18 protein-coding genes are annotated in these 19,065 nt (G+C 41.5%); 11 read left to right on the plus strand and 7 right to left on the minus strand.

The window, feature by feature from the left end; genetic code table 11:
* The 5 genes from C8N29_RS03925 to C8N29_RS03945 form a co-directional block, all read right to left on the minus strand.
* Positions 1-204: a tail protein X gene (locus C8N29_RS03925; RefSeq protein ID WP_107864739.1), complete on the minus strand. Its 204-nt coding sequence runs from the start codon at positions 202-204 to the stop codon at positions 1-3.
* Positions 204-659 (minus strand): head completion/stabilization protein, encoded by a 456-nt coding sequence (locus C8N29_RS03930; protein WP_107864740.1) that lies wholly within the window; start codon positions 657-659, stop codon positions 204-206. Before C8N29_RS03930 ends, C8N29_RS03925 begins: the two co-directional genes overlap by 1 nt.
* Before the next feature lie 93 nt (positions 660-752).
* Positions 753-1,541 (minus strand): phage terminase small subunit, encoded by a 789-nt coding sequence (gene gpM / locus C8N29_RS03935; protein ID WP_170106881.1) that lies wholly within the window; start codon positions 1,539-1,541, stop codon positions 753-755.
* Positions 1,542-1,548: 7 nt separating this feature from the next.
* The gene (locus tag C8N29_RS03940) at positions 1,549-2,565 is read right to left on the minus strand and encodes a phage major capsid protein, P2 family (RefSeq protein ID WP_107864741.1); all 1,017 of its coding nucleotides are present in this window, start codon (positions 2,563-2,565) and stop codon (positions 1,549-1,551) included.
* 32 nt (positions 2,566-2,597) lie between these two features.
* Positions 2,598-3,410, minus strand: coding sequence for a GPO family capsid scaffolding protein (locus C8N29_RS03945; RefSeq protein ID WP_170106882.1), 813 nt, complete (start codon positions 3,408-3,410; stop codon positions 2,598-2,600).
* A 157-nt stretch (positions 3,411-3,567) separates the two neighbouring features.
* Here C8N29_RS03945 and C8N29_RS03950 point away from each other — a divergent pair, with 157 nt between their 5' ends.
* The 8 genes from C8N29_RS03950 (at position 3,568) to sixA (ending at position 13,362) form a co-directional block, all read left to right on the plus strand.
* The gene (locus C8N29_RS03950; RefSeq protein WP_107864743.1) at positions 3,568-5,340 is read left to right on the plus strand and encodes a terminase large subunit domain-containing protein; all 1,773 of its coding nucleotides are present in this window, start codon (positions 3,568-3,570) and stop codon (positions 5,338-5,340) included.
* The gene (locus C8N29_RS03955; RefSeq protein ID WP_107864744.1) at positions 5,337-6,341 is read left to right on the plus strand and encodes a phage portal protein; all 1,005 of its coding nucleotides are present in this window, start codon (positions 5,337-5,339) and stop codon (positions 6,339-6,341) included. Before C8N29_RS03950 ends, C8N29_RS03955 begins: the two co-directional genes overlap by 4 nt.
* A gap of 885 nt (positions 6,342-7,226) precedes the next feature.
* Complete coding sequence (locus C8N29_RS03960) at positions 7,227-8,405, plus strand: vWA domain-containing protein (protein WP_107864745.1); 1,179 nt, start codon at positions 7,227-7,229, stop codon at positions 8,403-8,405.
* A gap of 120 nt (positions 8,406-8,525) precedes the next feature.
* A complete protein-coding gene (locus C8N29_RS03965) occupies positions 8,526-9,116 on the plus strand; it encodes a hypothetical protein (RefSeq protein ID WP_107864746.1) in 591 nt (196 codons plus the stop codon).
* 19 nt (positions 9,117-9,135) lie between these two features.
* The gene (locus C8N29_RS03970) at positions 9,136-9,732 is read left to right on the plus strand and encodes a hypothetical protein (protein ID WP_107864747.1); all 597 of its coding nucleotides are present in this window, start codon (positions 9,136-9,138) and stop codon (positions 9,730-9,732) included.
* 64 nt (positions 9,733-9,796) lie between these two features.
* Positions 9,797-11,695, plus strand: a complete 1,899-nt coding sequence (gene htpG, locus C8N29_RS03975; protein WP_107864748.1) for a molecular chaperone HtpG — start codon at positions 9,797-9,799, stop codon at positions 11,693-11,695.
* A gap of 156 nt (positions 11,696-11,851) precedes the next feature.
* Positions 11,852-12,877 (plus strand): NAD(P)H-dependent glycerol-3-phosphate dehydrogenase, encoded by a 1,026-nt coding sequence (locus C8N29_RS03980; protein ID WP_107864749.1) that lies wholly within the window; start codon positions 11,852-11,854, stop codon positions 12,875-12,877.
* A 5-nt stretch (positions 12,878-12,882) separates the two neighbouring features.
* Positions 12,883-13,362 (plus strand): phosphohistidine phosphatase SixA, encoded by a 480-nt coding sequence (gene sixA, locus C8N29_RS03985; RefSeq protein WP_107864750.1) that lies wholly within the window; start codon positions 12,883-12,885, stop codon positions 13,360-13,362.
* An 84-nt stretch (positions 13,363-13,446) separates the two neighbouring features.
* Here sixA and C8N29_RS03990 read toward each other — a convergent pair whose 3' ends face one another.
* Entirely contained in the window at positions 13,447-13,659 is a 213-nt protein-coding gene (locus C8N29_RS03990; protein ID WP_107864751.1) for a cytochrome-c oxidase, read from the minus strand.
* A 402-nt stretch (positions 13,660-14,061) separates the two neighbouring features.
* Between C8N29_RS03990 and C8N29_RS03995 the strand changes: the two genes are divergently transcribed.
* Positions 14,062-14,379: a hypothetical protein gene (locus C8N29_RS03995; RefSeq protein WP_107864752.1), complete on the plus strand. Its 318-nt coding sequence runs from the start codon at positions 14,062-14,064 to the stop codon at positions 14,377-14,379.
* Here the strand turns inward: C8N29_RS03995 and C8N29_RS04000 are convergent.
* Positions 14,376-15,059, minus strand: coding sequence for an SCP2 sterol-binding domain-containing protein (locus tag C8N29_RS04000; RefSeq protein ID WP_107864753.1), 684 nt, complete (start codon positions 15,057-15,059; stop codon positions 14,376-14,378). The genes C8N29_RS03995 and C8N29_RS04000 overlap by 4 nt on opposite strands.
* A gap of 454 nt (positions 15,060-15,513) precedes the next feature.
* Here C8N29_RS04000 and C8N29_RS04005 point away from each other — a divergent pair, with 454 nt between their 5' ends.
* The gene (locus C8N29_RS04005) at positions 15,514-15,933 is read left to right on the plus strand and encodes a phasin family protein (RefSeq protein ID WP_107864754.1); all 420 of its coding nucleotides are present in this window, start codon (positions 15,514-15,516) and stop codon (positions 15,931-15,933) included.
* A gap of 253 nt (positions 15,934-16,186) precedes the next feature.
* Positions 16,187-19,018, plus strand: a complete 2,832-nt coding sequence (locus tag C8N29_RS04010) for an ATP-binding protein (protein WP_107864755.1) — start codon at positions 16,187-16,189, stop codon at positions 19,016-19,018.
* Positions 19,019-19,065: the final 47 nt, after the last annotated feature.

Genomic DNA, 19,065 nt, shown 5'->3' on the forward strand with positions numbered 1-19,065 from the left:
TTAATCCCACAGTTGAACAGTATCGATGACTGTGTTTTTTTGAGGAATATCGGGCATAGTAATGACTGTCCCAATCGGCAAAATCACAGGTAAAAAAGCCAGCTGTGGATTTGCATCTAAAATCTGTTCAACATGGTTTGTGTTGCCATAAAAACGCCAACAGACTATATCTACACGGTCACCTTGTATTGAGACGATTTGCATTAAATCAGCTCCACTATAGCTCGTGACTTTCCCTGTATGTCTGCAATTGCCCAGTTAGCATCTCGACGATAGATGTCAATGTTCATATCGAGCATCTCAGCTTTTTTATTGCCAAGGGCGGTTGTGTCAAAGTCTCGATAGTGTTCAACAAGCTGTGCTTTGGCAAAACTAAAAACGGCTTGTTTATATAAAGCGATTAACCGTGACTGGTTATTGATGGAGCTACTGGGTACGGCATTCAGAGACATGTATCCATCACGTTGTTGTGATAATTGCCAATCCATAAGTGCCGTATTCACTTGAGAAATTGCTAAAGTCAGCGCAAATACCAATCTGTCACCACTGATGATGCCATCTAACTTTTGAGTTTTGATAAAATCATCGCTACTAAGGTCTGGAAAAAATCCATTATTATTCACTTGATGAGCAGCGGTATGACCTGTCGCTACAAACATCGCTCGCTCCAAATAGAAGGGCGGTGGGGATAAACATCAGGCTCTAACATAGATGCTGGTATTATCCGCCGCCCTGACGTCGGGGTCCGACTCTTAAGGACTAGATTTGTCCAATTCTTCCAATGCTTCATCCCCCAATTTGATGACATCTGCCATAGAATTACTGCTATCCGTAATCTTGGTAGGTTGATTAGAAGGTGAGATGTTATTTTCAGGGTCGGTCATCTTCTTAATCAGCTTTTCCAAACGACTGATATCGGTTTTGACGCCTGATTTATCATGAAGTTCATAAGCGCGTTTTAACTCAACTAAGGCTTGAGCTGGGTCAATGTCTGTTAAGCAATAACCTAATGCCTTGTGTAGACGTGCACGAACTTGGTCAGGCATATCTTGGTCACGAGTAAGCTGTTCAACTTCAACTAAACTTTCTAAAAGAGCCGCTTTATCAGTTTCGGCATTACCTAACAGGGTTAAGGCATTGATGGCAATTTCTTCGCTAAGCAATGTTGCTGTTGTACGCTCAAATTTATCAGGCATTGCTAGGCCATGCGCAATCGCATAGCGGCCAATGACTAATGCACCATCAAAATCTAAAGCATCAATCCGCCATAACATCACCGTCATTAACACATCATCTTGCGCGCCCTTACCACCTTGTAATACGCCATCCACATAAGGTTCGTATTTAGGTAACAGTTCACGCTTGATACCAGCGCGATGCTCAATACTTTGAATCGATGATAGTTTACGTTTGTCCTCATTCAGTTGAATGAGCATTAACTCATAGACTGAGGCTTCTTTTAAGCGAGTGCCATCATCGCCCGAAATTGTCGCGGCCTTAGCCGCAACAACCGTATTAAAATGTTTGCGTGCTAGACTCATTGTGATATCACCATTCCAGAACGATATTTTCAGCGAGACAGCCGCGACCATAATCTTCAACGATATAGTCATCATTACTGCTCTCATAATTCGTAATGCGGTCGTATTCAGGCTCTTCTTTCGTCAAACGACGACGCGAACCTTCTTGCCAATAAATACTGAGGTTATCGTAGGCCGTAATCAGAATTGCGCCATCTGGCACAAAAGGCACACGAACGGCTGGAAGGCCACCTACACGCTTTTGGCTGATGACGATATCAGAGGCTAGTTGCTCGGAGGCTGGCTGGTCTTGATTGATGAGAGGAAAGTATTTATCAGCCAACAAACTACGTCCCATAATCGCTACAAGTGCCGTATCTTCTTGATACCACGGCTCAATTAAGTTGTTGACTAAATCAAAAACTAAAGCATCCAAATTAGCATAATCTGCACCAGCTGCTTTTCCAACGCGGATTTCACCTGCATTAGCCCCTTGAGCTAACACACGTTGAGCGGCATTTTCGCGGTATTTTTGCAGCCAGCCTTTGTTTACGTCCTGTAAGAGTGGATTGAGATTACGGTTGGTATTCGCAGCAATACTGATGCCATTAAAGCCCGTCATGATGCGATCTAACGCCTGACGTTTTAGAATATGATTACGAATCCGTACTTGGAAGTCAGGATATTTTGCCCACATGTCTAATTGTGCGTAGCTAATAAAGGTGTCGTAATCCGTCTTCTGACAGTTGTATTCATCCATCAAATCCAGTTGATGTACGGATTTTGGCTGGCGAGGGTTTTGGGTTGTGTTAGTACGACTAGCAATAGGTGCAGGAACACCTAAGCCCAATTTCTGACCTTGTTTTTCGGTCACGGGTACCATGTTGATACGGCCTAAAAAGCTGCTGTTTTCTTGAATACGGTCTTCTAATTTCTGTTGTACAGAAGGATTAACCGTAAATTTTTTTTCAATAGAGTCTACATTATTCAACGCGGCAACCGTTTGGCTATATTGTTGATAACGTAAGCGAGTTTCATTACGCATAATTAAAGTCTCAAAAATAAATAAACGACTATTTAGCAATCGGTCTGTTGTTGACCATTTCCACCTGTCGCAGGAGGACGCTGCGTATAATTTGCAGGAGGTTGACCATCAATTTTTGTTCTAAAATTTGCAGAGGCTTGTTTCTCAGCAGCCAGTTCGGTTTCTATTTTGGTGAGCTGCTTGCCTAAGTTATCCACCGTGGCTTTTAAGTTAGTGCAGTATTTGGTGACTTCTTCAAAGCATTTTTCGATGTCAGAAAAATTGGCTTGAACTTTTTCTTCTTTGGGACGTAGTTTGGCTAAGATTTTGTTAAACAAAGAAGGCTCATTAGAAGTGATAGGGTCTTCGCTAAATTCCCAAACTTCTTCTGAGGTAGAAATCAAGTTTTCAGGTTTTTGTTTGCGTGCAGCCAATGGGCTATTTTTGGCGGTTTGGCTAAAGGTAATATATTCAGTCCCCAAAGAGGCAGGACTATCAGTTACCGCAAGGCCAACCAAATAAGAGCCACCCACCGCAGGAAAGTCAGGTTGTATTTCGACCGAGAAATATACTTTTTGTTTGGCTTTGGCCATCGCCACTAAATCATTGCTGGCGTCGATTTCAGCAAATAATGCCATCTTACCCTTTAAGTCACCGTCTTTGATTTCTTCGGCAGTACAAGAAATCACATCACCATAGGCCTTAAATGCACTATCTGGAAATAATCCACGAAAATGTTCCAACCAAACTCGCGCACCGTAAGTTTGCTGGTTGTAATTTTTAGCCATATCCATAATATCTTGACGGCTAATCGCACGACGGTCAGTTGTTTGTCCTTCAACTGCAACCCGAAACTTCTTACGCATAGTTAACCCCACAAAGCGACTCATTAAAAAGTGGAATAATCGAATAGCTTGCATGGTTTACTTTGTCTGATGATGATTCAAATATTTGGCGCGGTAAAATAGCGTTTTACCGTCAAATCCCCCAAAAGAAATAGCCTGCCGAAATTACTATGTCGGCATGAAAGATATTTCTCAAACCACAGACAGAACAGAGATTAAACTTGCCGCTCGTGCCTTGTTTTGGCAGGGGTGGAGCGTTTCTGCAATTTCGGGTTATATAGATGTTCCTAGACCAACCGTTGAGTCATGGAAACAACGGGAGGCATGGGATAAAGCTCGACCCATTGATAGAGTCGACTCAGCTCTTGAAGCCCGCTTATTACAGTTAATTGCCAAAGAGCATAAAGAGGGTAAAGACTACAAGGAAATTGATTTGTTAGGTCGGCAAATGGAAAGACTTGCCCGTGTTCGTCGTTATGAAAAGACTGAAAATGAAGTTGACCTAAATCCTAAAATCGCCAATCGAAATAAAGGCTCACGTAAGCAGCCAGCTAAAAATGAAGTCAGTGAAGAAGCACAGTTAAAAATTGTTGAAGCTTTTCATGATTCAATTTTTGATTATCAAAAGGCATGGCAGTTAGCAGGATTAACTCACCGTATCCGCAATTTATTAAAAAGCCGTCAAATTGGTGCAACATGGTATTTTGCCTTCGAAGCCTTTGTTGATGCGCTGGAAACAGGCCGTAATCAAATATTTTTATCTGCCTCCAAAGCGCAGGCTCATGTGTTTAAACAGTACATCATTCAATTTGCCAAAGAGTATGGCGAGGTAGAGCTGAGAGGCGACCCTATTGTTCTACCCAATGGCGCACACCTTTATTTTCTCGGTACCAATGCCAGAACTGCCCAAAGTTATCATGGCAATATTTATATGGATGAGTATTTCTGGATTCATAAATTTCGTGAATTCCGAAAAGTCGCTTCAGGCATGGCCATGCACAAAAAATGGCGGCAGACCTATATTTCAACCCCATCCAGTATTACCCATGAAGCATATAACTTTTGGAGTGGTGAGCATTTTAATCGTGGTCGAGCCAAAGATCAGCGCATCAAACTAGATATTAGTCATCAGGCATTACATCAAGGGCGACTTTGCGAAGATGGTCAATTTAGACAAATCGTGAATGTCGAGGATGCTTTACGTGGTGGTTGTGATTTATTTGATATTGACCAGCTGCGTTTAGAGTATAGCCCAGACGAATATGACAACTTATTGATGTGCGTCTTTTTGGATGACTCTTTTTCCTCATTTCGTTTGGCTGAGTTAATGGCTTGTATGGTGGATAGCTGGGAGGTTTGGACAGACTTTAAACCTTACGCCAGTCGTCCATTAGGTGATCGTGAAGTATGGCTAGGTTATGATCCACAAAAATCAGAGAACGGAGATAATGCCGCATTGATTGCATTAAGCGCACCGTTAAGCGAAAACGGCATTATCCGTGCCGTTGAAAAGCATCAATTCAAAGGAGCTGATTTTAGAGCGCAAGCCGAATACATAGAAAACATGACGAAAAAATATCGTGTCACTCACATAGGTATTGATGTCACGGGGATTGGTTATGGTGTCTATGAAAATGTGAAACATTTTTTTCCAGCAGCTGTGCCATTCCATTATTCACCAGATGTTAAAAATCAATTGGTGCTAAAAGCCCAAGATGTGATTCGTAGCCGACGCTTTCAATTTGATTCGGGCTGGACTGACTTGGCCAGTGCTTTTACAGCCATCAAGCGCACACTTACCGACAGCCAACGTCAAGTGACCTTTAAAGCCAGCCGCTCTGAAGAGACAGGCCATGCCGATTTAGCGTGGGCAACCATGCACGCTTTACATAAAGAGCCTTTGGCTATTCAAAGTCAACATGGCCGCAGCATTATGGAGTTTTATTCATGACCACCGAAATAGTCCAACCCAAAGCTGACAAGGTGGAAATATTTAGTTTTGGTGACCCAACGCCTGTTTTAGAAACACAGCAAGTTTATTACTGGGAGGAGTGTTGGACATACAATAAGTGGTATGAACCACCCATGGATTTAGATGGCTTAGCTAAATCATTACAAGCAGCTCCACATCACAGCTCCTCAATTTATGTGAAGCGTAATATCTTAGTGAAGTGTTTTAAGCCTCATCCTTTATTGTCTAGAGCAGAGTTTAGTCGCTTTGCTTTAGATTTTTTGGTATTTGGAAATGCTTATCTAGAACGTGTGCAATCGATGACGGCTAAGACCTTGCCACTAAAACCTACCTTAGCCAAATATATGCGTCGTGGTACCGAGTTAGATACTTATTTTTTTGTGCCTACTTTTAAAGAGGAACATGAGTTTAAAAAAGACTCTATTTTTCATTTAATGAATCCTGACGTAAATCAGGAAATTTATGGCATTCCTGAATATTTAAGTGCTTTACAGTCAACGTGGCTAAATGAATCAGCTACCTTGTTTAGACGTAAGTATTATAAGAATGGCAGTCATGCTGGGTTTATCTTATACATGACCGATGCAGCTCAAGATACTAAAGATATTGATGCAATGCGTGAAGCTTTAAAGAGTGCAAAAGGGCCCGGCAATTTCCGTAATTTATTTATGTATGCACCCAATGGTAAAAAGGATGGTATTCAACTGATACCCGTTTCAGAAGTAGCAGCTAAAGACGAATTCTTAAACATTAAAAATGTCACCCGTGATGACCAGCTCGCAGCGCATCGTGTGCCAGCCCAGTTAATTGGTATTGTACCTAATAATGCGGGTGGCTTTGGTGATGTTGAAAAAGCGGCGAGAGTCTTTGTGGCGAATGAGCTGGAGCCATTGCAAGAACGATTCAAAGAGTTAAATGACTGGATGGGTGAAGAGATAGTAAAGTTTGAACCGTATACTTTACAAATTGAACATCAATAAATGCTTCAATATTTCAGGCCACCTTCGGGTGGCTTTTTTTTGTCATTAAAAGGGTGAAAAAAAGCAATCGTGACCCCGCCACGCCTGCCCACTAAATAGGTCGCTTTTGATGAGGATGATGCATATTCTGAAAGCCACTTAACAGTAGTGCGCTCAGTAAGTTTTCAGGCACTTCCTTTGATGCACCATGATGCGAGATGATGCTGTTTTTGACAAACATAGGCAGCTTTATAAAGCATTGCTTTAACATCAAGTCAGTAGTTCTAGATGACTGTAATAAAGGTAATGGCTAATTTTATTTTTATTTAAGTTGTTGTTTTGATTTATTTTTTTATGATTTTTTGTGGTGTAAGAATGATGTAATTTGGTGTGATATAAATTACATTTTTTATTTATGTTATTGATTTAGAAGGAATTTATTTTATATTCGAAAGTACATGGATTCTTACCAGTTGATTACTTTTTTATTACAAATTAATTGATTTTTTTTATATGTATTTCAATGGCTTAGAGTGATTTCCCATTGTTATTACAGTTATTACAGTTTTTTTTACTTCACCACCAAAATAAAAATTTGCCGTATTTTCTATTCATCTCATTACAATTTTTGCCTACATTGGGAACGTGATGGGAAAACTTAAATTGCGAATTTTTCTGTATAAGTTTATGATTTATAAAAGTATTTCGTAGTGAGGTGAGGTGTCCGAAATTTCGAATCCCTCTCTCACCGCCAGTTTAAGCCGCGTTTTTACGTGGCTTTTTCATTTTTATCTTACCTTAATCTTCTAAGCATTAAATATATCCTTGCGTAACGCTTGTTATTTGCATAAATGACACGGCTTGCTTTAATCTTATCGGCTAGTTGTCAATCTTGAGGCAAACGCCGTGTTAACCAAACTATTTTATACGCTCAAGCAATATCAAGTGCCCGTTTCAGTACGTGAGTATTTAGATTTGTTAAATGCGCTAAATCAGGGCTTAGTGTTTGCGGATAGTGATGAGTTTTATCGCTTAGCACGGATTTGTCTGATTAAAGATGAAAAGCATTTCGACAAATTTGACCGCGCATTCAAACATTTTTTTGATGGTTTAGACACCTTAGCCAACCCTCTCGATAACGCCGCTATTCCTGAAGATTGGTTGCGTAAAGAAATTGAAAAAACACTGACCCCCGAAGAATTAGCACAAATTGAAAAAATGGGCTCACTCGACAAACTCATGGAAGAATTTGAGAAGCGCTTACAAGAACAACATAAACGCCATCAAGGCGGCAACCGTATGGTCGGTACAGGCGGTACATCCCCTTTTGGCGCGTATGGGGCTAACCCTGAAGGGATTCGCTTAGCAGGGACATCACGCAATAAATCGGCAGTCAAAGTTTGGGAAAAACGCGAATTTAAGAATCTTGATGATTCGCTTGAATTAGGTGTGCGCAATTTACAAGTCGCGTTAAGACGTTTAAGACGATTTGCACGTCAAGGTGTAGAAGAAGAATTAGATATCAATGACACCATCCGTTCCACCGCACATAAAGGCGGCTTATTAGATATAAAAATGGTGCCTGAGCGCAAGAACCGCGTCAAAGTCTTGATATTTTTTGACATTGGCGGCTCTATGGACCCTTATGTTGAAGTATGCGAAGCACTCTTTTCGGCGGCGCGTAGCGAATTCAAGCATTTACACTATTTTTATTTCCATAATTTTATTTATGAAAGTGTTTGGCAAGATAATAACCGCCGTTGGTCGGAGCGTTTGCCCCTTTGGGATATTATTCATAAATATGGACCCGATTATCGGGTAATTTTTGTCGGTGATGCCACCATGTCACCCTATGAAATTCTGTCTGTGGGTGGTTCTGTAGAGCATTTTAATGAAGAAGCAGGGGCGGTATGGATGCAACGTATGACGCAGCATTTTCAAAAAGTGGTTTGGTTAAACCCAGAGGCTGAACGTGCTTGGCAACATACGCAATCTATTGGTCATGTTCGGAAATTGGTCGACAACAAAATGTATCCCTTGACCTTGCAAGGAATTGAGGCAGCCACCCGTTACTTGAGTAAGTAACATGATTGCTAGCTTTTATATGCGGATAGCGAAATAAAAAAGTGGTCTTGTTCGCTTATTTTTGAGCGAACAAGAAGCGCAGACAATAATAGTAAAAAACAATCAACACAGGGGGTGTGTGTGAGTAAAAATTTTAGTTGGTTTTTGCGTGTTGTTTTATATATTCCCTTATGTTTAGTGGCTCTGTTCATGGCCGCTTACTCAACTTTCTCGTCGAGCTTTGATAGTAATATGCAAACCTGTTTACAGGAAGTGCCGAATGTGATTGGTAATCCTGACCGTAAACAAATTGTGCCTTTAGTAGGCTGCTTAAAAAAGAAAAGTAATTATTTTTTAAGTAAAGCCATGAAAGAAGAGAGACTCTATCAATATGCGTATCCCAAATTACCGTGTTATTTTATCGGTAAGTGGTATATGTCTTCTGGCTATAAAGAGTATTGGTTAACCATCGAACCTGATGCCTCTTATCGTTTGGAGCAGCTCCAATACCAAACTAACTTACAGCAAAAGTTGACCTTTATTCACTCAGGTGTTTGGAGTAACGAAAACGACAGAGTCATTCGGTTTATGGATAATGCACAATTATGGCCAATTCACGACAGTAAACTGCGCTGGTCTGACAGTAAACACTTTATCTTATATGATGATTTAGATGAGCCTTCTTACTTTTTTAGGCATACAGAGTTAGCCCCTGACTGTAAATTTCAGTAATTGCTGTGGGTGAGTATTCATGCAAGGTTTGTGGCAACAGCAACTAAAAATTTTTCTGAGAACGGCACTTTATTTGCCCGTTGCTTTCGTCCTTTATGTGTTAATCAACGCCTATGTAATGGGAAAGTTTGCACAGACCTTAGAACATTGTATGCAGCAGCCCCTGAATATTCATAACCCCGAACAAGTCCGTGGTTTTGTCCAATGCTTGCAAAAACGCAGTAATTCTTGGGTGCAATGGCGTACCAAACCTGAGCGTTATTATCAAGCAACGACGCCACATACGCCCTGCCAATGGGTTGGACGTTGGCAGGCCAAACGTGATGATATGTCGTTTGCCATTGAGTTAAAACCAGACGGACGCTATGTCATTGATAGCAACTCCTTAAAAAGCAAAACGGAGACAGAGATAGAAATTGCGTCTTTTAAGGGCGTATGGAGTAGTCCTGAGCCACAAACGATTTTATGGTTTAATAACCAACGTATTTGGCCGATAGACCAAAATACGGTCAAATGGCTTAACGAAAATCAATTAGTGATTACTGAGCAAAATGGCACAGAAACCTACTATCAACGCCAATCTTATATGATTCCAAATTGTCCAGCTAACCCTTGAACTTAGATAGCGCATCCCCATGTTGAGGAAAACTTGATACTGTTTTCTTAAAGGAGTCCTCAACATGACTGATACTGTACAAAAAGAAACCTTAGGCTTTCAGACCGAAGTCTCCAAACTCTTACATCTCATGATTCATTCTTTATATAGTAATCCTGAGATTTTCTTGCGTGAACTGATTTCGAATGCCTCTGATGCCGCTGATAAATTACGTTTTGAAGCCTTAACCCATGCCGATTGGTTAAGCGAAGATCCTGAGTTAAAAATTTGGATTGATGTTGATAAAGAAGCCAAAACCATTACCTTGCGGGATAACGGTATTGGCATGAGTCGCCAAGAAGTGATTGATAACTTAGGCACGATTGCGCGCTCTGGCACCTCAGAATTTGTTAAAAATTTAACAGGTGACCAAAAGAAAGATGCGCAATTAATTGGTCAATTTGGTGTTGGTTTTTATTCTGCCTTTGTTGTTGCCCAAAAAGTAGAAGTCTATACCCGTCGTGCAGGGGTAGCCGCTTCTGAGGCTGTGAAGTGGGAGTCTGAAGGCGAAGGCGCATTTACTGTAGAAAGTATTGACAAAGCTGAGCGTGGCACAACCATCGTTTTACATTTACGTCCGACTCAAGAAGAATTTGCTGACGCTTTCCGCTTAAAAAATATCATTCACAAATATGCCGAGCATATTGCCATTCCTGTGTGTATGAAAGCACAAAAATGGAATGATGAAGGTAAAGAAGAGGTCGGTGATTATGAGGCAGTGAATAAAGCAGCTGCTTTATGGACACGTCCACGCAACGAAATTAGCGAAGAAGAATATCAAGGTTTTTATAAACACATTGCCCATGATTATGAAAACCCATTGGCATGGAACCACAATAAAGTTGAAGGTAAATTAGAATATACCTCGTTGTTGTTTGTACCAAAACGTGCACCCCATGATTTGTATCAACGTGACGGCGTGCGTGGCTTAAAATTGTATGTCCAACGTGTGTTTATTATGGACGATGCCGAACAATTCTTGCCAATGTACTTACGGTTTGTGAAAGGTATTGTTGACTCTAATGACTTACCACTTAACGTGTCACGTGAGTTATTACAATCAGGTAAAGTGGTTGATAGCATGAAGTCTGCTTTAACACGTCGTGTGTTAGATATGTTGACCAGCATGGCCGACAGCAAAGCCGAAGATTATGCGGCTTGTTGGGCGCAATTTGGTAATGTCTTAAAAGAAGGTGTTGCCGAAGACCAAAGCAATCAAGATAAAGTCTTAAAACTATTAAGATTTGCCTCTACCTTATCAGGTGATGCAGTTGAATCTGTGGCTTTAGCCGATTATGTCGCGCGTATGAAAGAAGGCCAAGAGAAAATTTATTATCTCACTGCCGAGAACTTTACAGCTGCTAGCCAAAGTCCACATTTAGAAGTGTTCCGCAAAAAAGGGGTAGAAGTCTTGTTGTTGACTGACCGTTTAGACGAATGGTTAATGACACACTTAACCGAGTTTGATGGCAAACAATTCCAACATATTGCCAAAGGCGATTTGGACTTAGGCAGTTTAAGCAGCGAAGAAGACAAAAAAGCCGAAGAACAATTGCAAGAGACCAGTCAGCCTTTAGTTGAGCGTTTACAAAAAATCTTAGCGGATAAGGTTCAAGCGGTAAAAGCCACTCAACGCTTAACGGATTCCCCAGCGTGTTTGGTGCGTAGCCAATATGATTTGGGTGCAGCCATGCGTCAATTATTAGAGGCAAGTGGTCAAAAGTTACCAGAATCTAAACCAACCTTAGAAATTAACCCAAGTCATCCCTTAGTGGCGCGTTTAAGCAACACGAATGATGATGCACGTTTTGAAACTTTAGCGTTAATTGTCTTAGACCAAGCCACTTTAGCCGAAGGCAGTGCGCTAGCTGACCCAGCCGCTTATGTCAAACGTCTGAATAGTTTATTGATGGAATTGGTGTAGGATGTGTTGACGCCGCTCAACGCTCTCAGCGGAGTTGAGATTTGCACTCCCTGAGCGGAGTCGAAGGCTAAGAGAAGGGCGCTTGATGCGCCCTTTTTTGCTTAAATAGCTAAAGTTTGCTATGGTCAATATAAATTTAGCCTAATAGGAAAATGTATGAGCGTATCTAAACCGCGTGTTGCAGTATTAGGGGGCGGAAGTTTTGGTACGGTAATAGCGAACTTGGCCGCAAGTAACGGTTGCCACACAACACAATGGTTACGTGATGCAGAGCTAGTCGCTGAAATGCAAGCGACGCATCAAAATACGCGTTATCTCAAGGGCTTTGATTTACATCCTACCTTAGCGTTTAGTAGCGATTTAGCGCAAAGCGTTGGTCAAGCTGACTTAGTCTTTGTTGCAATTCCTAGCAAAGCCTTTCGCCAAGTTGTGCAAAATGCGAAACCTTATTTACAAACCAAACAAATGCTCGTCAGTATGACTAAAGGTATTGAGGCAGGTACGTTTTCATTGATGAGTCAAATTCTCCGTGAAGAAGTGCCTAACGCGCGTTTGGGGGTATTAAGTGGGCCTAATTTAGCCAAAGAAATTGCTGCCAAAATGCCTGCAGGTACGGTGATTGCCAGTTTAGACCCCGATTTACGTGCCACGGTGCATCAAGCCTTAGCCTGTCCTTATTTTAGAGTATTTGCCAATACCGATATTTATGGTGTAGAGCTAAGCGGCGCGTTAAAGAATATCTATGCCATTGCCACAGGCATGGCGCAAGCCAATAAAGTGGGTGAAAATACCCGTAGTATGTTATTGACCCGTGCTTTAGCTGAGATGAGCCGTTTTGCTGTGCAATTGGGAGCAAATCCCTTAACTTTTCTAGGATTAGCGGGCGTTGGTGATTTGTTCGCAACCTGTAGCTCCCCGTTGAGTCGCAATTATCAAGTCGGTTTTGCCTTAGGTTCAGGTAAAAAGCTGGCCGATATTATTGCAGATTTAGAGCAAACCGCAGAAGGGATTAACACCATTCAACAAGTCAAACAACAAGCCGATAAATTAGGTGTGTATATGCCGATTGTCAGTGGTTTGTACGACATTATTTTTAACGAACAGCCTATTATTGACGTGGCTGCTAAAATGATGAATAGCGGTCAACGTAGTGATGTTGAATTTGTATTACCTAATCGGTGAGAACTATGCAAATTATTTTGATTCGTCATGGCCAAGCAGAATCGCAAAAAACAACCGATGCTGCACGGCAACTGACAGCCATCGGCGAATGGCAAGCACAACAAACGGCTGCATGGTTATTAAATCATGGTTATCAGCTAGATGGCTTATTTGCCAGCCCTTATGTGCGTGCGCAACAAACGGCTTATCATATTGGCCAAGCCTTAGATATGCACATGAGTACAACGGACTTAATTACCCCTGACAGCGACCCTACACAAGCAATTGCATGGCTAGACAGTTTAGAGTTGCCAGAAACGGCTAGCATTGCCTTAGTTTGTCATATGCCGATTGTGGGACGTTTAGCCAGCTATTTTTTGGCGGGTACTACGCGCCATGACCTACCGTTTTATTTGGCAGAAGCCAAAGTCATTGAATTGCCTGTATTAGCAGCGGGTTTAGGTAAAACAGTGACGCAATTTGTTCCGCCAGAACATCCGATTTAATGACCACAGATGACGGTATTCAGTAATAAAAAAGACGCGTTACGCGTCTTTTTTTATCAGTCGTACCGAAGACATATTGGTTTATTACGACGTCATAATACGGCGTAAATGTATGCCTTCGATGCTGCAAAAATTGGCTCTAATGCCTCGGCGTTCAAACTCGTTACGTAACTCTTCGATGACGATTTTTTCAACTTCACCTTCTACATCCGCAACAATTTTACCCAACATAGCGGTGAGTGGGCCGCGGTGCTCTTTAACAAGCTCGTCAAGATTCGTGATTTCTATGGTAATCATGGTATTTCATCGCAAAATAGTGGGACAAATAACTAACACCGACATCTCACATTAAATCATAGCTCTGCATCTTAACATGCCTAACAGGACAGTACAGCCAAGTTTTTAATTTTTATCATAAAATCCGTTTGTATCTAACGGGGTCGTATTAGCTTAATCTCAGTAGGCATGCTCTGCTAAACGTTTGGTTAATCGTCAGAGAGGGCTTAGTGGGTATCTATACTTTGTCAAAGGGATGGCCTATAGTATGATAAATCATCAAGCCTCAGGCAGTATGTTGGGACAGCATGGATAAATAGGGCGTTTTAGTTGCCTAAATTATCGATGCCTTTCTTGTCAATACAGTATCCCTTAACGCGAATACGCGTTTAACCATTCTACTCAGTTTTCATAGTCAAGATTATGCATATAGGATTTATTATTTTGGGGACTGCCTTGTTGTCCAGTGTGCTGACCGTGCTTGTCGCATGGTTGTTTCTACGTCAAGTGTGGCAGCAGCAGTTAGAGTATCGTTTGCGGCAGTTACACGATGATATAGGTCGTACCGTAGAAACCCGTGTTCGCCGAGCGGTGACTGAAAGTTTACGTGATGCACGGCCAACCGATACCATTCGTGAAAATACATGGAAAGCAGCCAAAACGAGCTCGGATATTTTGAGTGATAGTTTTAGTGTATTACTAAGTCGTTGGCGCAAACAACCTGATGAGCTAGAGCGTTAAGACAACAATTTAACCACAGTACCTGCAATCCCTCCCGTAATCATCAGTGCCATACCGATGAGCAAGAGTTTACTGAGTTTTAATTGTTGTGCTAACTGTTGTTCTACACGTGTCAATTGTTGTTGCTGTTGCGATAGCTCGACTTTTAATGCGGCAATTTCTTGGCGAGTTTGTTTAATGAGTGTGGGCAGAGGCTGTAAATCTTGTAACCAGCTTAAGTCTTGCTCGCTCAGTTTTTGCCACAGTGTTTTCAGTGGCCAATGACTTTTTAACCACTGGCTTGCAGCCGCGCGTAAGTTAAATTCTTGTAAGAGTTGGCGTAAATTATCTAAGGTGGGGGTTTCACCCCATAAGTGTAAATGACCGCGTGATTCAGCATACTGCTCAGACTCTAAACCCAATAAAGTCCATACTAAATCCCTGACCCGACCGCTAAGACGCACTTGTACTTCCCCTTGCGGTTTAGGGCTGACCTCAATGCCATCACTGGTAAATAATAAATAAAATACTTGATAAGGGGCAAAGGTTTTGACGCGCACCACAATGCCATCTAAATGAATGAGTTGGTGGCGTGTTGTGGGGTCTAAATCAACAAACGCATTTAATAGGCTCTCCAAACTGTTGAGCCAGAAATATGTAATTGATGACGTATGGGGTGGCTGTTTAGCGTCGCTACTCATATCAATGCCATTACCTAGATAAGACGGTTAACCATAGACGATAACGAAAACAATAAGGTCTTTGTTATGTAAAAAACTACAGTTTAGACAAATGCTGCTATTCTATATTATCACTCAGTCCCTAACACTCTTGTTATGTGGGTTTGTCGTGCGAGCGGCTGGCAGTGCCTACGCAAAAACGACACACCTCACGTCCCTAAGAGAAGATGATATATCAGAATAAATGTTATTTAACGGATTTATACATAAGTGCTTACACACCTATGGCTGTCTTTTTATATTGTCAGACAATTTGTCTTTATACCAGTTTTCTGCATGGTAGGATATACCCCTTTATCAGGATTGATACGTGCTTTTGTGATTTTTTATCGGAGCCATTTATCGTTATTGGCTACAATCATACAAATGTTCGTCTGCAAGAATCCTAGTCCACAGCTAAGTATCGGGGGCGATTATGCCAAGTGAGAAAAAAATGACTGATAAACAACGTAAATTAACATCTGCCACTGAGTTACGCAAATATACACAAGAAATTTGGTTGGCTGGTTTAGGTGCGTTCTCCCGTGCAGAAGAAGAGGGTGGTAAATTATTTGATAGTCTCGTTAAAGTTGGCGAAGAATTAGAATCTAAAACCCGTGATATCGCGGATAATACCGTAGAAACGGTAGTTGAGGCGCGTGACAAGGTATTAGAAAAAGCGAGCGATACCCGTGAAAAAGTTGAACGTGCCTTTGATGACCGCTTAGCCGCCGCTTTAGGCCGCTTAGGGATTCCGTCACAACGTGAAATTGAAGCCGTGAATCAACGTTTAGACACCTTAACGCAAGTGCTACAACAACTTACTGACCAAATGCGTCAAAATCAACAAAAATAAAATAAACCCGCCATTGTGCGGGTTTTTTTATCCATGCTTGTTTGTCGATGTCTCACAAAAACAGCGTATAGGTTTGCTAACTTGCCTTTAATTGACCGACAGAAACATTATTTTGCTAAGAAAGACACTTTAGTCCATGTGCAGATATGTTAAAGTCAAACGCAGATGTCAATACCAATAAGGGTCAACAGACCCCAGACCTCCTCATATTATCTTGCCAGATATTAGTTACTATTTTCTGGAGTAAAAAAGTTTGTATAGGCGCTGTGCACGTTATTTATCTCAACTGCTAATCACGTATCTATGCTGCTGGATAGTAGCGGCTGGTGCTCTTGAATTAAGCGTTGAAGAACAACAATGGTTGCAAGCACATCCCGTTATTCGTGTGGGTATTGACCCTGCATGGCCACCCTATGAGTTTTTGGATAAACAGGGTCAACATCAAGGCATGAGTGCCGATTATTTGGCTTTAATTGCGGCTAAGTTAAAGATTAAATTTGTGGTAGGTGAGCCATTGCCGTGGTCACAAACACAAAAAAAATTAGTACAAAAAGAATTAGATATAACGCCTTCCATTGCCGAAACCGCCAAGCGGCGGCAATTTTTACTGTTTAGTCAATCGTATATTTCCTTTCCTTTAGTCATTTTAACGCGTGCGAATGAGAGTTTTATTGGGCAGTTGGATGATTTACAAGGGCAACGCGTGGGTGTGGAGGCTGACTATTACACAGATGAAATTCTGCAACAGTATCATCCCCGTATTCAGCGTGTACGTTATCCATTTTTACATGATTTATTATCTGGCTTGGCATTAGGACAAGTTGATTATATTTTGACTAATCATGCCTCCGCCTCATATGCGGTACAGAGTTTACATATTTCTGGCTTAAAATTAGCCGCAGTGACTCGTTATGACTCGCCTCTAAGTATTGGCGTGCGTGACGACTGGCCAATCTTTGTTAGTATTCTAAATAAAGCTCTAGCCGAAATTACGCCAGAACAACAACAAAAAATCCGAGAAAAATGGTTAGGTGTGAATAAACACACTGTGTATATGACGGACATTTGGCGTTTGCACTCGGACATTGTGTTATTAGTTTTATTGTTGAGTTTTTTGTTAGTGCTAGTGGCGATGTTAGCCTATTTTCGTCATCGTCTACACAAACGCCAACGTGCTGCACAACAAGTACAAAAAGACCTTGTAGAAAGTGAAAAACGCTTTCGCTTGTTAATAGAGCATGCGCCAATTGCATTTGCGATTTTTAAGGGGCAAACGGGCATTATCAAAATGCTCAATCGTTGTTTTGTCAATACCTTTGGTTATAAACCCAATGAGCTATACGATGTAGAGGATTGGTGGCGATGTGCCTATCCTAATCCAGCCTATCGGGAGCAAATCAAACAAGAATGGTTTAGGCGTTTAACTATCGCCAAACAAACGCAACATAATTTAGAGCCGATGGAAGCGATTGTGCGCTGTCGTGATGGCTCAGAGCGTCATATTCGTTTTCATTCCATATTGATAGGTACATTTAACTTAGTTGCCTTTATTGACTTAACCGAACAAAAGAAAAACGAACAAGCCTTACGCTCAGCCAAGGATACCGCCGAAAATGCCACCAAAGCCAAAAGTTTATTTTTGGCCAATATGAGCCATGAAATACGCACACCAATGAATGGTATTTTGGGGCTAACCGTTCTATTAGAAAAAACCGAATTAAACGAACGCCAACGGGATTATGTGGCAAAAATTTATAATTCAGGTGAGTTTTTATTGGGTATTCTTAATGACATTCTCGACTTATCTAAAGTCGAAGCAGGCAAATTAGAGCTAGAAGCGCAAGCATTTAGCCTCAATCAATTATTAGAGCCAATCCGTACCTTAGCGCTCAGTGCCACCCAGCAAAAACCCGTCGAAATCTTTTTTAATATTGCCATTGATGTGCCTTCCGTCATGGTCGGCGATGTATTGCGATTGGGACAAATTTTGACCAATTTGTTGGGAAATGCGATTAAATTCAGTGCTAACGGCGAGGTAGAGTTAGGGATTGCCTATTTAACCCAATATGAGGCTTCGACCTTACATTTATGGGTCAGAGACACAGGTATTGGCATGACGGCCGAGCAACTGAAAAATATCTTTGAGGCGTTTAATCAAGCAGATGCATCAACCACGCGCCGTTTTGGGGGTACGGGTTTAGGCTTAACGATTTGCAAGCGTTTAGTACAACTGATGAATGGTGATATTCGTGTACAAAGTACGCCAAACGAAGGCAGCCGTTTTGACGTTTATATTCCCTTGACCTTCACCTCTATAGATACGGTTACCCCCCATCACCCAGTCAGCCTCAAACTGTTATTATTAGACGATAATGCCCATGCTGCTATTGCGACACGGACACTGATTGAGCGTTTGGGCTGGCAAGTGGATGTATGGCACAGTTTAGAAACACAACAAAGCTGTTATGAACAAGTCTATGATTACATCTTGATAGATGCCAGTTTATTAAACGAGCGTGACTATCCTATTTTTCGTCATAATAGCCCTAAAGTCTTATTGCAAACACCGTGGCAAGAAAATGACCCCATGTTAGGCAGTCAACTGAGTTTTAGCCATACGCTGACCAAGCCCTTGACCGAACAAACCTTAGTCACACTCAGTCAAACTGTCAGCACCAAAATGCAGGTCATTGAAGAAAAACCCTTATTGGGACACCGTATTTTATTGGTTGAAGACAATACCATTAATCAATTAGTGGGTGTGCGCTTATTAGAGAGTTTAGGTGCAGAAGTGGATGTCGCCGAAAACGGTTATGTGGCCTTGAGTTTGATTCAACAGATAGGCAATCACTATGACTTAATTTTGATGGATTTACAAATGCCCGTCATGGATGGCTTAGAAACCACCCGCCAATTACGTTTGATTGAGCAATATGCCGACTTACCTGTGATTGCCATGACAGCTAATGTGTTATCTACAGACCGAGAGGATTGTTTTGCCGCGGGTATGAACGATTTTATGAGTAAACCCATTCGTTTAGAAGAATTAAGAAAGAAGCTCATTCAGTGGTTGCCCACTCTTTGAATGCCCATATCCTCCAAGATACGGCCAGTTTTTGTCAAAAGCACGAC

The organism is Agitococcus lubricus, assembly GCF_003051055.1.
GTDB lineage: Bacteria > Pseudomonadota > Gammaproteobacteria > Pseudomonadales > Moraxellaceae > Agitococcus > Agitococcus lubricus.